Source organism: Kineosporia sp. A_224, assembly GCF_002198655.1.
In the GTDB taxonomy this organism is placed as follows: Bacteria; Actinomycetota; Actinomycetes; order Actinomycetales; family Kineosporiaceae; genus R-H-3.
Window position 1 is genome coordinate 1 of sequence record NZ_MWLN01000203.1, and the last position, 14182, is coordinate 14182.

General features: G+C 73.7%; 14 protein-coding genes. 7 read left to right on the forward strand and 7 right to left on the reverse strand.

Features of this window, described 5'->3' with window-relative positions; all coding sequences use genetic code 11:
• Positions 1-108: 108 nt before the first annotated feature.
• The 3 genes from EDJALFJO_RS24695 to EDJALFJO_RS24705 all read right to left on the reverse strand — a co-directional run bounded on the left by EDJALFJO_RS24695 (position 109) and on the right by EDJALFJO_RS24705 (position 3461).
• Positions 109-1281, reverse strand: coding sequence for a 4-hydroxybenzoate 3-monooxygenase (locus EDJALFJO_RS24695; protein WP_088289014.1), 1173 nt, complete (start codon positions 1279-1281; stop codon positions 109-111).
• Positions 1282-1361: 80 nt separating this feature from the next.
• Positions 1362-2636, reverse strand: coding sequence for a phosphotransferase (locus EDJALFJO_RS24700; RefSeq protein WP_088288982.1), 1275 nt, complete (start codon positions 2634-2636; stop codon positions 1362-1364).
• Positions 2637-2693: 57 nt separating this feature from the next.
• A complete protein-coding gene (locus EDJALFJO_RS24705) occupies positions 2694-3461 on the reverse strand; it encodes an IclR family transcriptional regulator (RefSeq protein WP_088288983.1) in 768 nt (255 codons plus the stop codon).
• Positions 3462-3540: 79 nt separating this feature from the next.
• On the opposite strand from EDJALFJO_RS24705, the gene pcaH reads away from it, so the two are divergent.
• The 4 genes from pcaH to pcaD all read left to right on the forward strand — a co-directional run bounded on the left by pcaH (position 3541) and on the right by pcaD (position 6880).
• The gene (gene pcaH, locus EDJALFJO_RS24710) at positions 3541-4311 is read left to right on the forward strand and encodes a protocatechuate 3,4-dioxygenase subunit beta (RefSeq protein WP_088289015.1); all 771 of its coding nucleotides are present in this window, start codon (positions 3541-3543) and stop codon (positions 4309-4311) included.
• Entirely contained in the window at positions 4295-4891 is a 597-nt protein-coding gene (pcaG, locus tag EDJALFJO_RS24715) for a protocatechuate 3,4-dioxygenase subunit alpha (RefSeq protein ID WP_088288984.1), read from the forward strand. The genes pcaH and pcaG overlap by 17 nt, the downstream gene beginning before the upstream one ends.
• 94 nt (positions 4892-4985) lie before the next feature.
• Positions 4986-6113, forward strand: coding sequence for a lyase family protein (locus EDJALFJO_RS24720; protein ID WP_255392586.1), 1128 nt, complete (start codon positions 4986-4988; stop codon positions 6111-6113).
• Positions 6110-6880, forward strand: coding sequence for a 3-oxoadipate enol-lactonase (gene pcaD, locus EDJALFJO_RS24725; RefSeq protein ID WP_088288986.1), 771 nt, complete (start codon positions 6110-6112; stop codon positions 6878-6880). The genes EDJALFJO_RS24720 and pcaD overlap by 4 nt, the downstream gene beginning before the upstream one ends.
• A 420-nt stretch (positions 6881-7300) precedes the next feature.
• On the opposite strand, the gene EDJALFJO_RS24730 is transcribed toward pcaD, so the two are convergent.
• From EDJALFJO_RS24730 to EDJALFJO_RS24740, 3 genes are all read right to left on the reverse strand, one after another.
• Positions 7301-8530 (reverse strand): RNA polymerase sigma factor, encoded by a 1230-nt coding sequence (locus tag EDJALFJO_RS24730; RefSeq protein ID WP_088288987.1) that lies wholly within the window; start codon positions 8528-8530, stop codon positions 7301-7303.
• 11 nt (positions 8531-8541) lie between these two features.
• Complete coding sequence (locus tag EDJALFJO_RS24735; protein ID WP_088288988.1) at positions 8542-8883, reverse strand: YciI family protein; 342 nt, start codon at positions 8881-8883, stop codon at positions 8542-8544.
• A 103-nt stretch (positions 8884-8986) separates the two neighbouring features.
• The gene (locus tag EDJALFJO_RS24740) at positions 8987-9529 is read right to left on the reverse strand and encodes a CGNR zinc finger domain-containing protein (RefSeq protein ID WP_088288989.1); all 543 of its coding nucleotides are present in this window, start codon (positions 9527-9529) and stop codon (positions 8987-8989) included.
• A gap of 109 nt (positions 9530-9638) precedes the next feature.
• On the opposite strand from EDJALFJO_RS24740, the gene EDJALFJO_RS24745 reads away from it, so the two are divergent.
• Positions 9639-10622 (forward strand): EamA family transporter, encoded by a 984-nt coding sequence (locus EDJALFJO_RS24745; RefSeq protein WP_088288990.1) that lies wholly within the window; start codon positions 9639-9641, stop codon positions 10620-10622.
• Positions 10623-10666: 44 nt separating this feature from the next.
• Here EDJALFJO_RS24745 and EDJALFJO_RS24750 read toward each other — a convergent pair whose 3' ends face one another.
• Positions 10667-12010 carry a TIGR04013 family B12-binding domain/radical SAM domain-containing protein gene (locus tag EDJALFJO_RS24750; protein WP_198950612.1) on the reverse strand — a complete coding sequence of 448 codons (1344 nt, stop codon included), beginning with the start codon at positions 12008-12010 and terminating at the stop codon, positions 10667-10669.
• Positions 12011-12250: 240 nt separating this feature from the next.
• On the opposite strand from EDJALFJO_RS24750, the gene EDJALFJO_RS24755 reads away from it, so the two are divergent.
• Together EDJALFJO_RS24755 and EDJALFJO_RS24760 are read left to right on the forward strand one after the other, a co-directional pair.
• The gene (locus tag EDJALFJO_RS24755) at positions 12251-13450 is read left to right on the forward strand and encodes an ATP-binding protein (protein WP_143448771.1); all 1200 of its coding nucleotides are present in this window, start codon (positions 12251-12253) and stop codon (positions 13448-13450) included.
• 8 nt (positions 13451-13458) lie between these two features.
• Complete coding sequence (locus tag EDJALFJO_RS24760; protein ID WP_233150025.1) at positions 13459-14139, forward strand: IMP cyclohydrolase; 681 nt, start codon at positions 13459-13461, stop codon at positions 14137-14139.
• The last annotated feature ends 43 nt before the right edge of the window (positions 14140-14182 follow it).

A 14182-nucleotide genomic window follows, 5' to 3' on the forward strand; every position in this document is an offset into this window, starting at 1 on the left:
GCCCACACCCTGCCCCTCAAGAAGTAGACCCCCTCTCCCCCAACGAGTTACTAGCGCGTATGACCCATCTACTGGGTCATACGCGCTAGTAACTCCGAGGGGTGCGGGTCAGGGAGTGAAGGGGAGGCCGGTGTAGTTCTCGGCGAGGCTGGTGGCGGCGGCGTCCGAGCTGGTCACGTAGCGCAGCTGGGAGAGCTGGAGCTGGTCGTCGAACGGGTCCGCGCCCGGGCTCCGGTGCAGCATCGACGTCATCCACCACGAGAAGTGGGTGGCCCGCCAGACCCGGCGGGTGGCGGTGTCGGAGTAGGCGTCGAGCAGGTCGGTGCGCTGCTCCTTGGCGAACGCCGTGATCGCTTCGGCGAGGACCTTGACGTCGGCCACGGCGAGGTTGAGGCCCTTGGCGCCGGTCGGGGGCACGATGTGCGCGGCGTCCCCGGCGAGGAAGAGCCGGCCGTGGCGCATCGGGCCGCTGACGAAGCTGCGCATCGGGGTGATGCTCTTCTCCGTGACGGGCCCGGTCTTCAGGCTCCAGCCGGGCAGCGCCATCCGGGTCGCGAGGGCGTCCCAGACCCGGTCGTCGGACCAGTCCTCGACCTTCTCGCTCGGGTCGACCTGCACGTAGAGCCGGCTCACCGTCGGCGATCGCATGCTGTGCAGGGCGAAGCCGTCGGGGTGCCAGGCGTAGATCAGCTCGTCGGTCGACGGCTCGACGTCCGCGAGGATCCCGAGCCAGGCGAACGGGTAGACCCGCTCGAAGGTCGCGCGCAGCGCCTCCGGGATCGCCTGCCGGCTCACGCCGTGGAAGCCGTCGCAGCCCGCGACGACGTCGCACTCGAGGACGCGGGCGACACCGTCCGCGTCGGTGAACGTCACCTTGGGCCGGTCGGTCTCGACGTCGACCACCGCGGTGTCGCTGATGTCGAAGAAGAGCGGCCCGTCCGCGAGCCGGGCGTTGACGAGGTCCTTGACGACCTCGGTCTGGCCGTAGACCCAGACCGAGCGGTCGCACAGCGCGGGGAAGTCGATGCGGTGCCGCTCGCCGGGCCACTGCAGGTAGATGCCGTCGTGGCGCAGGCCCTGGCGGTGCAGCCGGTCGCCGACACCGGCCTCGGTGAGCAGGTCGACGGTCTGCTGCTCGAGCACGCCGGCGCGGATGCGCGCCTCGACGTACTCGCGCGAGCGGTTCTCGACGACCACGCTGTCGATGCCGGCGTTCGCGAGGAGCCGGGCCAGCAGGAGCCCGGCGGGGCCGGCGCCGATGATGCCGACCTGGGTGCGGATGACGTCGCTCATGGAGCAAGGCAAGCCTGCCCTGGCCGGAAGGGCCAGACCTGGCTTCCGCTGAGCGGAAGGCTTCTCGCTCAGTGGAAGTCCGCCAGCGCGAGGTGGAGTCCGTAGCCCGGGTCGCCCACGTGGTACTGCCACTCGTCCGGCTCGATCCCGTCGAGGAACCGCTGCCAGGCGAGCGCGGCATGCAGCATCGCCAGCGGCCGCGCGACCTCCACCGCACCGAGCACGTCGACGTCCGGTCCCCACACCGCGGCGGCGGCGTCGAGGACGGCCCGCCGGCCCGCCGGGTCGAGGTCCCCGTCCGCCATGACGAGGTCGACGGCCGGCCGCGCCACGAAGCTGTCCCCCCAGTCGAGGACGCACCACCGGCCCGGGACTCCGCGGACGTTCCCGGGGTGGAAGTCCCCGTGCACCAGCGTCTCCGGGACACCGCACGCCGCCTCCCGGGCGAGCAGGGCGGGCAGCGCGTCGACGAGCCGGCGGGCCTTGTCGATCTCCGCCCCGGTCAGGGTGCCCGTACCTCCCTCGCCGGCCTGCACGAGGTCGATGAGCCGGGTCAGCCCCGCGACCAGGGGACCCGGCCCGCGACGGTCCGGCACGCCGGCCGCGACGAGGTCGTCGACGCGCGCAGCGCAACCGACCTGGATCCGGGCGAGGAGCGCCGCGAACCCGGCGACCCGCTCGGCCGGCGCGTCGTAGCAGTCCTCCCCCGGGACGTCGTCCAGCAGCACCCGTCCGCTGCCGTCCGGCCCGGCGGCCCGGGCGAGCAGGACGGGGACGGCGTCCGCGCCCTGCAGCTGCTCGAGGACCAGGCCCTCGTGGGCGAGGAACCGCGGCGTGACCTTGAGCCAGGCGTCCGCGGCCCGGCCGTCACCGTCGGCCGCCGGCAGCCGCCACAGCGAGGAGAGGTTCCAGGTGCGCACCTGCACGGGCGGCCCGGCCGCCGTCCGCCCGGCCGCGGCGAGGGCCGTGAGTGCCCAGGCGACGTCCCCCGCCGGGCCGCCGGGCCGGGCCCACGGCATCCGCAGCGGGTGGTCGGCGAGCGGGTCGGGACCTGGCCACGGGCCGACGAGCGCCGCGGCGCGGCGGACGTCGGCAGGGTCGACCTCGGCGAGGTAGGTGAGCTCGGGGAGCCCGGGCCCCGGCCGGGCAGCGCCCGACGGCTGCACGACGTTGCGCAGGATCCTCAGCACGGTGACGTGCAGCCCGTACCGGGCCAGCGCCCCGGCGACGACGCCGTCCGCCTCCTGCCAGTGCGGGCGCGCGGCCTCGAACGGCGGCAGGGCCCCGAGCACACCCTCCTCGCCGGTGCAGAGCACGAGGGTGACCGACCGGCCTGACGTCATGGGCCCACCCTGCACCCCGGCACCGCAGGGCCGCGAACGAGTTCCGGCGGGCGTCGGTCAGGTCGGCGTCCACCCCGGCGGCAGCTCGCGGCCGATGCCGTTCGCCGCGACCTGCAGCACCGGCACGAGCCGGACGAGGTCGCGGCGCGGCGAGGCGACGACGATGCCCAGTGAGGCGACCACCCCGCCGCCGGGCAGCGCGATCGGCACCGCGACCGACCAGGCGCCCGGGGTCATCTCCTCGGCGGTCCGGGCGAAGCCGCGCCGCCGGACCTCGGCGACCTCGCGGTGCAGCCGGCCCGGCTCGGTGATCGTGTGCGGCGTGACCCGGACCGGGTCGGTGAGGGCGGCGCGGACGACGTCCCCCGGCGCCTGCGCGAGGAGCACCTTGCCGACGGCGGTCGCATGGAGCGGCAGCCGGGCGCCGGCCCGGCTGAGCACCTGGGCCGTCGTCCGGTCGACGAGGCGGTCGACGTACAGCGCGTGCAGCCCGTCGCGGACGGCGAGGTGCACGGTCTCGCGCGTCGTCCGGTGCACGTCCTGGAGGAACGGCGACGCGACGTCGCGCAGGTCACGCTCGACCCGGGCGAGGGTGCCGACGTCCCAGAGCCGACGGCCGATCCCGTACGCGCCGTCGTCCGACCGGGTCAGGCCGCCCCAGCGCTCGAGCTCGGCGACGAGCCGGTGCGCGGTCGCGAGCGGCTGGCCGCTGCGGCGGGCGATCTCGGAGAGGGTCAGCCGGTCGTGCGCGGCGTCGAACGCCCCGAGGACGGCGAGCACCCGGGACGCCACCGAGACGCCTGGCTCCCGCGCATTGCCCGCCATCCGGCCAACCTGCCACGAACTTCCACTGAGCGGAAGAGGCTGGTTGGAGGTCCCGACCGCGGTCCCTAGCGTGGACACCATGACGACCGACCACCCGGCGCAGGCCGCCCCCGGACCGGCGAGCGGGCTCGTGCTCCCGCAGTACGAACGTCCGGCAGGGGTGCACCCGCCGCTGGACTCCCCCGACTACCGGAGCACCGGGCTGCGGCACCCGAAGGAGCCGCTCGTGCTCCTGCCGCACCTGCTCACCGAGGTCACCGGGCCGGTCCTCGGCGACGGTCGGGTCACCAAGGACGACGCCGACCTCACCCAGTGGGACGGCGGCGAGGCCCTCGGGCAGCGGATCGTCGTGCGCGGCCGGGTCCTCGACAGCGACGGCCGGGCCGTGCCCGACACCCTCGTCGAGATCTGGCAGGCCAACGCGGGCGGCCGCTACCGGCACCTGCGCGACCAGTGGCCCGCTCCGCTCGACCCGCACTTCAACGGGGTCGGCCGGGTCGTCAGCGACTCGCTCGGCCGCTACGAGTTCACGACGATCAAGCCCGGCGCCTACCCGTGGAAGAACCACCACAACGCCTGGCGGCCGGCGCACATCCACTTCTCGCTCTTCGGCCGGGCGTTCACCCAGCGCCTCGTCACGCAGATGTACTTCGAGGACGACCCGCTCTTCTTCCAGGACCCGATCTTCAACTCCATCCCGGACGAGAAGGCCCGCCAGGGGCTGATCTCCCGGTTCGACTACGAGGCGACGCAGCCCGAGTGGGCCCTCGCGTTCAGCTGGGACATCGTGCTCCGCGGCAGCGGCGCCACCTACTTCGAGACGGAGGACGTCGATGCCGACGACGAGTGACGGGCGGCCCGGCCTCACGGCCTCGCAGACCGTGGGCCCCTATCTCGCCATCGGTCTGACGTGGGAGCACGGCGAGGAGGCCGTCGACCCCGGCACACCGGGCGCGGTCACGGTCTCCGGCACGCTCTACGACGGCGAGGGGGTGCCGATCCCGGACGGCATGGTCGAGATCTGGCAGGCCCACCCGGACGGCCGGTTCCACCACCCCGACGACCCCCGCGGCGTCGCCGAGGCCCCGCCCGGGTTCCGCGGGTTCGCCCGCGCCCAGACCGTGGACGGCGGCCGCTGGTCGGTGCTGACCCTCGTGCCGGGTGCGGTCCCCGGCCCGGACGGGACGACGCAGGCGCCGCACCTCGACCTCTCGGTCTTCGCCCGCGGCCTGCTCGACCGGGTCGTCACCCGGGTCTACTTCCCCGAGCACGCGGGCGTCGCCGGCCCGGGCGGCCACGCGGAGGACCGCGTGCTCGCCGCGGTGCCGGCGCACCGCAGGCATACCCTCGTGGCGCAGCAGGTCGACGGCGGCTACCGCTTCGACATCCGGCTCCAGGGGGAGAACGAGACTGTCTTCTTCGACATCTGACGGCGCACCGGACGGCGGGCAGGACGGCGGGCACGGCGGCACGTCGTCGTTCCGGCTCTTCGGCGCCGCGGCGACGACGCCCGTCGCCGACGCCCTGACGGACGACGCCGCCTGGGCGCGCGCCATGCTCGCCTTCGAGGGCGCGCTGGCCCGCGCCGCCGGGGACGTCGGGCTCGTCGACGCCGCCTCGGCGACCGTGGTCGCCGACGCGTGCGCGAAGGCCGCGCAGGACGTCGGCGCGCGCCTCGACCTCGAGGCGCTCGCCACCGGGACGGCGACCCAGGCCACGCCGGTCGTCGAGCTCGTGCGGCAGCTCAGGGCGCTCGTGCCCGCGGACGCGCGGCACGCCGTCCATGTCGCGGCGACGAGCCAGGACGTCGTCGACACCGCGGCGATGCTCGTCGCGAAGGACGCGACAGCCGCCGCCCTCGACACGGCGCACGATGTCCAGCAGCTCCTGCAAGGGCTGGCCCGCGCGCACCGCGGCACCGCGATGGTCGGCAGAACCCTTCTCCAGCACGGTGAACCGACGACGTTCGGTGCGCTCGCCGCCGTCCGGGCGGTCGGCGTCCGGGAGGCTGCGCAGCGGCTCGCCGAGGTCCGGGTGACCCGGCTCGCCGTCCAGCTCGGCGGCGCCGTCGGCACCCTCGCGCCGGCGGGCCGGCACGCGGATGCACTCGTCGCCGGGGTGGCCGAGCAGCTCGGGCTCGCCGTCCCCGTCGCGCCGTGGCACGCGACGCGCGGCCGGGTCGCCGACCTCGCCGGCGCACTGGGAGCCCTCACCGGCGAGCTCGCCGGCGTCGCCCAGGACGTCGTCCTGCTCGCCTCGACCGACATCGCCGAGGTCTCCGTCGCCGCCCCCGGTGGCTCGTCCGCCATGCCGCACAAGCAGAACCCGTCGCGCGCCGTCCTCGCGCTCGCGTGCGCGTACCGGGTGCCCGGGCTCGTCGCGACGCTGCTCGCCGGCATGCCCGGCGAGCTGCAGCGCGCGGCCGGCGGCTGGCAGGCCGAGGCGCCCGTCCTCGTCGACCTGCTCCGGCTGGTCGACGCGACGGCGGCGCATGTGCGGGCGTCGCTCGACGGGCTCGTCGTGCACCCGGACCGGATGCGCGCCGCGGTCGACGCGCTGCTCGCGCGCACCGGCGGCACGCTGGACACCTCGGCCGCCGAGGCGGCCGTCGACCGGGCCCTCGGCGGCCCCCACGAGGAGGACCACGCATGACGGCAGGGCTCGGTCACGACGTCCACGGCCCGGAGGGCGCCCCCGTGGTCGTCCTCGGCAGCTCGCTCGGCACCGACCGGCGGATGTGGGACCCGCAGCTCGAGGCGCTCGCGCAGCGGTACCGCGTCGTCCGGTACGACCACCGGGGGCACGGCGCCTCGGAGGTGCCGGCGGGCCCGTACGGCCTCGCCGACCTCGCGCAGGACGTCCTCGCGCTGCTCGACTCCCTCGGCGTCGAGCGGTTCACCGCCGGCGGCCTGTCGCTCGGCGGGATGGTCTCGATGTGGCTCGCGGCGCACGTGCCGGACCGCGTCGAGAAGCTCGCGCTCTTCTGCACCTCGGCCTACCTGCCGCCGCTGGAGGGCTGGCTCGACCGGGCGGCCACCGTGCGGGCGGACGGCACCGGCGCGATCGCGGACGCCGTCGTCGCCCGGTGGTTCACGCCCGGCTTCGCGGCTGCCCGACCGGAGGTCGTCGCCGCGCACCGCGCGATGGTCGTCGGGACGCCGGCCGAGGGCTACGCCGGCTGCTGCGAGGCGATCGCGGCGATGGACCTGCGCGACGCCCTGGCCAAGGTCACGGCGCCGGCGCTCGTCGTCGCGACGGCGGACGACCCGGCGACCCCGCAGGAGCACGCGCGCACGATCGCGGCGTACCTGCCGGACGACGTCCCGACCCGGGTCGAGGTCGTCCCCGGGGCGCACCTGGGCACCGTCGAGAGCGCGGACGTGTGCACGCGACTGCTCCTGGAGCACCTCGCGGGGTGAGCCGCGGGCCCGATCGCCATCACCGAGAGCGACCGAGAAGGCACTGTCCGCATCGTGAGATGGGGCCGCGTGTCCGTCGCGAACTCCCTACACTCAACGGAGTCGGGTGGTTACGCGGCGTCCTCGTCCGATGTGCTGGTCCGGAAGAACCACGGCGGGTCGGCGGCGACGAGGCGCGGACGTTCGTGGCAGCTGCCGCAGCGACCGATGCGCGTGTACAGCAGGACGGCCCACAGGCGGCAACACTTGGCCGTGCCGATCATCGAGTCCATTCGAGCGGGAACCTCATCGTTCCTCGGCCACCTCGCTCCCGTTCCTCGCCCCGTACCGTGACAACCTTGCCTGCACAGGCTGGCACGTCCCGCCTGCGCCGCGTGGCGAAAGACCAAAAGGTGTGTTGCGCGGGCGTGGCGTGAACGGTCACGTCGTCCCTTCGGTCCCGTTTCCCAGCGCGGCCCGGCGGCCCCGGAGGAATCGCTGCTCCGCCCCGTTCGTCGCCAGGGCGAGCGCCCGGTCGTACGCGGCTCGGGCGTCCCGGTCCCGACCGAGCCGGGCGAGCACGTCGGCCCGGGTGGCGTGGAACAGGTGCAGCCGTTCGAGCGGGAGACCGTCGAGCACCTCGAGCGCCGCCTGCGGACCCTCGACGTGGAGGACGGCGACCGCCCGGTTCAGCGCCACCACCGGGGTCGGGGCCATGCGCGCCAGCAGGTCGTAGAGGTCGAGCACCTGCTGCCAGTCCGTCTCGGCACCGGACGGCGCGTCGCTGTGGACGGCCGCGATCGCCGCCTGCACCTGGTACGGCCCGGGTGCACCACGGCGCAGGCAGGCCCGCACGAGCGCCTGCCCCTCGGCGACGAGCGAGCGGTCCCAGCGGGAGCGGTCCTGCTCCGGCAGCAGGACCGGCGTGCCGCCGTCCGCCACCCGGGCGCCCGCCCGGGCCTGGGTGAGCAGCATGAGCGCGAGCAGCCCGAGCACCTCGGGCTCGTCGGGCATCAGGTCGGCGAGGAGCCGGCCGAGCCGGAGCGCCTCGGCGCACAGGTCGGGGCGCAGCAGGTCGTCGCCGGTGGTCGCCGTGTACCCCTCGGTGAACGTCAGGTACACCGCGGCGAGCACCGGCGGCAGCCGTTCGGGCAGCTCGGCGTCCCCGGGGACCCGGTACGGGATCCGGGCTGCGGCGATCTTCTTCTTCGCCCGGACGATCCGCTGCGCGACGGTCGCCTCGGGCACGAGGAACGCCCGGGCGATCTCGGGCGTCGTCAGCCCGCAGAGCAGCCGGAGGGTCAGCGCGACCTGGGCCGGCTGGGCGAGCGCCGGGTGGCAGCACGTGAAGACGAGCCGGAGCCGGTCGTCGCGCACGGGACCGACCTCCTCCGGTTCGTCGGGGGCGTGCAGCAGCAGGGCCTGGCGGTGCCGGTCGCCGCGGGTGGCCTCGCGGCGCAACCGGTCGACGGCCCGGTTGCGTGCCGTCGTCGTGATCCAGCCACCCGGGTTCGGCGGGACGCCGCGCTCCGGCCAGGTCGCCGCCGCAACGGCGAACGCCTCCTGGACCGCCTCCTCGGCGAGGTCGATGTCGCCGAGGAGACGGACCAGGGTCGCGACGCAGCGACCGCGCTCGCCGCGGTAGACCCGCTCGAGGTCGGCGGCGGTCATCAGTCCTGGAATCAGTCCTGGAACGGGCGGACCTCGACCGGCGCCCCGCAGGCGAGCGTGCCCTTGCGGGCCCAGGCGAGCGCGGCGTCGAGGTCCGCCGCCTCGATGATCCAGAACCCGCCGATGACCTCCTTGGCCTCGGCGTACGGGCCGTCGGTCGTCACGACCTCGCCGTCGACGGCCCGCACGACGGTCGCCGTGCTCGACGGGTGCAGCCCACCGGCGAACACCCAGGACCCGGCCGCCTTGACCTCCTCGTTGAACGTGCCGACCTGGGCGTACATCCGCTCGGTCACCTCGGCCGGCGGCGTGACGGTCTCGTCGTGCAAGACGGACAGCAGGTACTGGGTCATCTCGGATCTCCTCGTCCGGGGCACCCCTGCGGTGCTCCCACCCTGGCTACGAACCGGCCGGGCCGGATTCGACACCCTCGCAGAAGATTTCTCTCCCGAGCCGTCAGCCCCGCCCGGCCCGCCTCGCCCGGAACGCCGCGACGTTCGTCCGGTTCGCGCACGTCGTGTCGCAGAACCGCCGGGACCGGTTCTTCGACAGGTCGACCATGACGTCGGTGCAGTCGTCCGCCGCGCACACCCGCAGCCGGTCGAGCTCCTTGCTGCGGATGACGTCGACCATCGCCATCGCGGCCTCGACGGCCATCCGCTCGGCGAGCGGGGCCTCGGGGGACGTCGCGTGCATGTGGTAGTCCCAGCCGTCGTGCCGGACCAGCTGGGGCAGCGCGTTGGCCTTGCTCAGCAGGTCGTTGACGAGCAGGACGGTGCCGTCCTCGTCGAGGGTCCAGAGCTGCTCGAGGCGGCCGCGCAGGGCCCGGACGGCGGCCAGCTCGGCGTCGTCCCGGACCCGGCTGCCGGTCCAGCGCCAGGTGCTGGCGTAGGCGTCGAGGTCGGCCAGGGAGGCAAGGCCCTCGACGCGGCCGCGACCGGTGTTGACGAGTGCGGCGAGGGCCGACAGCGACATCTCGGTGTCATGGGCAAAAAGCAACTTGACCCCTTTCAGACGCCATCCTAGGGTGGAGCCTGTCACAGCTGCACAACGCTTTTGACTCTTACGTCGTTCCTGCGACCGGGTCGATGATCGCCGGAGGGCACCCATGGCCGCCACCTCGTCCACCCCGGCCCCCGCGATCGGCACCCCCGGTGCGCGACCGGACGGCGCCACGCGCGCCGCCGGACGCCGGCCGACAGGGCTCGGCGTCCTGCTGTCGCTGGTCTCGTTCGCGACGTTCGGCACCTCGGGGGTCTTCGCCTCGACCCTCCTCGCCGCGGGCTGGTCGTCCGCGGGGGCGGTCACCGCCCGGGTCGGGGTCGCGGCGCTCGTGCTCACGGTGCCGGCCCTTGTCGCGCTCCGCGGCAAGGTGCACGTGCTGCGCCGGTCGTGGCGCCCGGTGGTCGCCTACGGCGTCGTCGCGGTGGCGGCCTGCCAGGTGGCGTACTTCAACGCGGTCTCGCACCTCGACGTCGCCGTCGCACTGCTGCTGGAGTACCTCGGCACGATCCTCGTCGTCGGCTGGATGTGGCTGCGGCACGGGCACCGCCCGTCGTGGCTCACGGCCTTGGGTGCGGCGCTGTCGGTGTCCGGCCTCGTGCTCGTGCTGGACGTCCTCGGCGCGGTCCGGGTGGACGTCGTCGGCGTGCTCTGGGGGCTCGGAGCCGCGGCCGGTCTGGCGGCGTTCTTCGTGCTGTCGGCGCACTCGGACGACGAGCTGCCGCCGATCGCCATGGCCTGGGGCGGGCTCGCAGTGGGGACCGTGTGCCTGCTGCTCGCCGGCGCGGCCGGCATCGTTGCGCTCGACGCGCCGCGGGTCGACGTCGAGTTCGCCGGTCGCACGACGAGCTGGGTCTGGCCGGTGCTGGGCCTGTCGCTCGTCGCGGCCGTCGTCGCCTACGTCGCCGGCATCACCGGCACGCGGATCCTCGGCGCCCGCTTCTCGTCCTTCCTGGGCCTCACCGAGGTGCTCTTCGCGGTGCTCTTCGCCTGGCTGCTCCTCGACCAGTCGCTCACCGCGCTGCAGCTCGTCGGCGGCGTCGTCATCCTCGCCGGGGTCGGCGTCGTCAAGTACGCCGAGAACGCCTGAGCCGCACGAACACCTGGGCCGCACGACCGTGCCGGCCTGCCGGATCAGCCGCCCTCGCGCAGCCGGCGCGGGCGGCCCTGCCGGTGCCCGGCGTCCGCGGACCGCGCACCGGCCATCTCGGCGGCGATGCCCTCCTGCTTCTCCCACGAGCCGTAGACCCCGCCGCGGGTCGTCAGCGTCGCGAGCGCGCGCCGGGTCGGGGCGTCGAGGCGACCGGGCGGCTCGTTGCGCCACGGGGTCCCCGGCAGCGGCATGAAGGTGTGCGCGTGGATCCGCGCACCGAGCGCCGTGAGCCGGTCCATGAGGGCGACGGTCTCCAGGGCCTGCGGCCCGCCCTCGCCGGGCATCCCGAAGATGACGTCGACGTTCGGCCGGAACCCCTCCTGCACGCACAGCCGGACGGCGTCCTCGACGACGGCGGCGCCGTGGCCGCGCCCCGACAGCGCGAGGACGTCGTCCGAGCCTGACTGCGCCCCGACGATGACGTCGCGGTTGTGGACGTGCTTCTTGAGCATCCGCAACGCCTCGACGCTCACGTGCTCGGGCCGCAGCTCGCTCGGGAACGATCCGAAGAAGACCCGCCCGCCGGGGCCGATCTCCTCGCGGCACGCGGCGAGCAGCTCCTCGACGGCACCGAGGTCCGGCTCTTCGCCGTCCGAGCCGTACGACAGCGAGGTCGGCGTGACGAACCGGACGTCGCGCAGCGCGCGCCCGCGCATGACCCGCACGCTCTCGCGCACCGACCCGACGCTGCGGTGCCGGAACCTCGCCGAGAACATGAACGGGGTCTGGCAGAACTTGCACGCGTACACACATCCGCGGGTGATCTCGATGGGGCTCGTGAGGTTGCGGGTGTGCGGGAACGCCGGGTAGTGGTCGAGCGGACGGCGTTGCGCGGCAGGGCCTTTGACGAGGCGGCCTGCCGGATCGTCGGCGCGGTCGAGGTGCGCGGTGCCGGCCAGACCTCGGTGCTCGGCGCCGGTCGCGACCGCCTCGACGAGGGTCACGAACGTGCGCTCGCCCTCGCCGACGGCGACGACGTCCCAGCCGGACCGCAACGTCACCAACGGTTCGGCCGTCGCGTGGACGCCGCCCGCGACGTGCACGACACCGCCGTCCGGGCCCTCCGGCACCGCCGCGCAGACCTGTGCGAGCTCGGCCGCGGCCGGCGGGAAGTCCGGCGAGTAGAACGACCACACCGTGAGCACCCGGCGCCCGGCCGCGACGCCCGCGCGGACGACGTCCGTGAGCTCCTCGACACTGCGCGCCAGGTGCAGCTCGTACGGCACCGACGGCGGTTCCACCTCGAGCGCTGCGAGCAGCGCGTGCACGCCGTACGTCTGCCCCTTGCGGTAGCGGACGACGAGATCGAGAACCTGCTCAGGCACCGGCACAGGTTACGTCGCCCGGACGGCGTGCCGGACTGCCCCACAGCCTCGAGCGGATCTCCGCGGTGATCACTGGACGATCTGCGGGATAGAGATGGGACGATTCGCGCGATGATCTTTGGACGATTTGCTCGCTAGAGATGGGACGATCTGCACGGTGGAGGATATGCTGAGTGGGTGAGAATAGCTCTGACCAGGCACGTTGCGCGGGATGCCCGCAGGGTCCTGGATGCTCTGTTGATGGATGAGCCTGCCGTCCTGTTGGAAGGCCCTCGCGGGTCCGGGAAGTCGACTCTGCTCCGCGAGATCGCCGATATCCACTCGGCGAAGGTGATCGATCTCGACGACGACGCCGCGCTCAGCGTCATCAGGGAGGACCCCTTCACGGCACTGCAGTCGGAAGGGCTCGTGGTGATCGACGAGTTCCAGCGGGCCCCGTCAGTACTCTCGGTCGTCAAGCGCGTCGTCGACCGCACCAGCGAGCCGGGACGATTCCTGCTGGCAGGATCCGTGGGCGCGCGATTGCTCCCGACCGGGTCAGAGACGCTGACGGGCAGGGTTCACCGCCTGCACCTACCCCCCCTGGCCGTTGGTGAGGTGCTCGGGGGGCCAGCGCGCCTGCTTCCACTGCTGCTGCGATCAGACCCCCCGACTGTGGTCAGCTCCCTGTCGCGTGCCGACTACTTCGATCTCATCGTGGCCGGCGGCTATCCCGCGGCACTGCGCCGGGCGACCGCCAACCTCCGCAGCCGTTGGTTCGCCAGCTACCTCTCCTCCGTTGCCGAACGCGATCTCCCGCAACTGTCCGACATTCGCCACCCTGGCGCCCTGGCCCGCCTGTACCGGCTCGTGGCACAGCAGACCTCCGGAGTCCTCAATCGCAGCGCCGTCGCGGAGCAACTGGCGATGGGGCGCACTGCCACATCGGCCTACCTCGACCTGCTGCATCACGTGCACCTGATCACCGAGCTTCCCGGCTGGACCATCGGGGTCTCGGTGAAGGAGGGCCGACGGCCGAAGGTTCATGTCTGCGATACCGGGCTTGCGGCAGCAGGTATCGGCATGGACGCCGGCCGCCTGGCCTCCGGAGGCATGGCCGGGTCGTTCATGGAGAGCTTCGTCCTCGCCGAAGTCTCCAAGCAACTGTCGCTCGTCGACGAACCACTGACCCTGGCTCACTTCCGGGACCGCTCCGGCGTCGAGGTGGACCTAGTGGTCGAACGTGCCGACGGCCGGGTCATCGGCGTCGAGGTGAAGTCCGCGACGTCCGTGAACGCGGCGGACGCCAAGGGTCTGAAGTTCCTGCGCGACCGCCTGGGTGACCGGTTCCAGGCCGGTCTCGTGCTGCACACGGGCCCCCTGACCGGTCGTCTCGGTGACCGGATCTGGGCCAGCCCGGTGTCGGCGTTGTGGGGCGGCGATCCTAGGGTTGGTGAGTGACTCCAACAGTGCTCGACGCCCTTGCGGCCAGGCCCTACCCCGGTCGAGCATGCCTCGCCGGCCGCGCCGGCGACGGAACGCCATTCTGGGCGTACGCGCTGACCGGGCGGACCACGGCTTCCCGAGCACGGATACTCGTGGAGTCGCCTCACGGTGACGTCGAGGTGCGAGATGTGCGTGACGACGGCGAGCCGGATGCGTTGCGGCACTATGTGGCGCTGGCCCGTCGCGGGGACTGGCTCCTCGTCGGCAACGGCGACCATGTCGTCCCCCTGTGCAACGACCTCGCCGCCGGAACAGACATCGGCGACGCCTTCGCCGTGCCGACCTTCGAGCCCGATCCGCCGATCTACACGCCACGCATCTGGCTGGGCGTCCGCACCGGTTCCGACGCGACCTACCTCGGGTGGGCGCGCCGCGCCGCAGACGGCCACGCACATCGAGGGTTGGTGTCCGCCGCGGAGTTCGACCCCGGATTCGGTGTCCTGCTCACCACCTACGAGGGATCGGCTGTCGACGTACGGACCTCCGCCGCACCGATGGACATTCGCGTGAAGGCGCATGACATCGGAGCGCTGGAGCGCGAGCTGTGGGATGCCCTCCCCGCTGACCTGCGCGTCGGGGGCCTCGTCGTCTCGCCGAAGAGGCTCCGCCTGCTGAGCGGCCCCGCGCAACCCACCGCGACCTGACCCGACCTGACCCGGGCGCAGCGCTCCGGGCACAGCGCTGCGG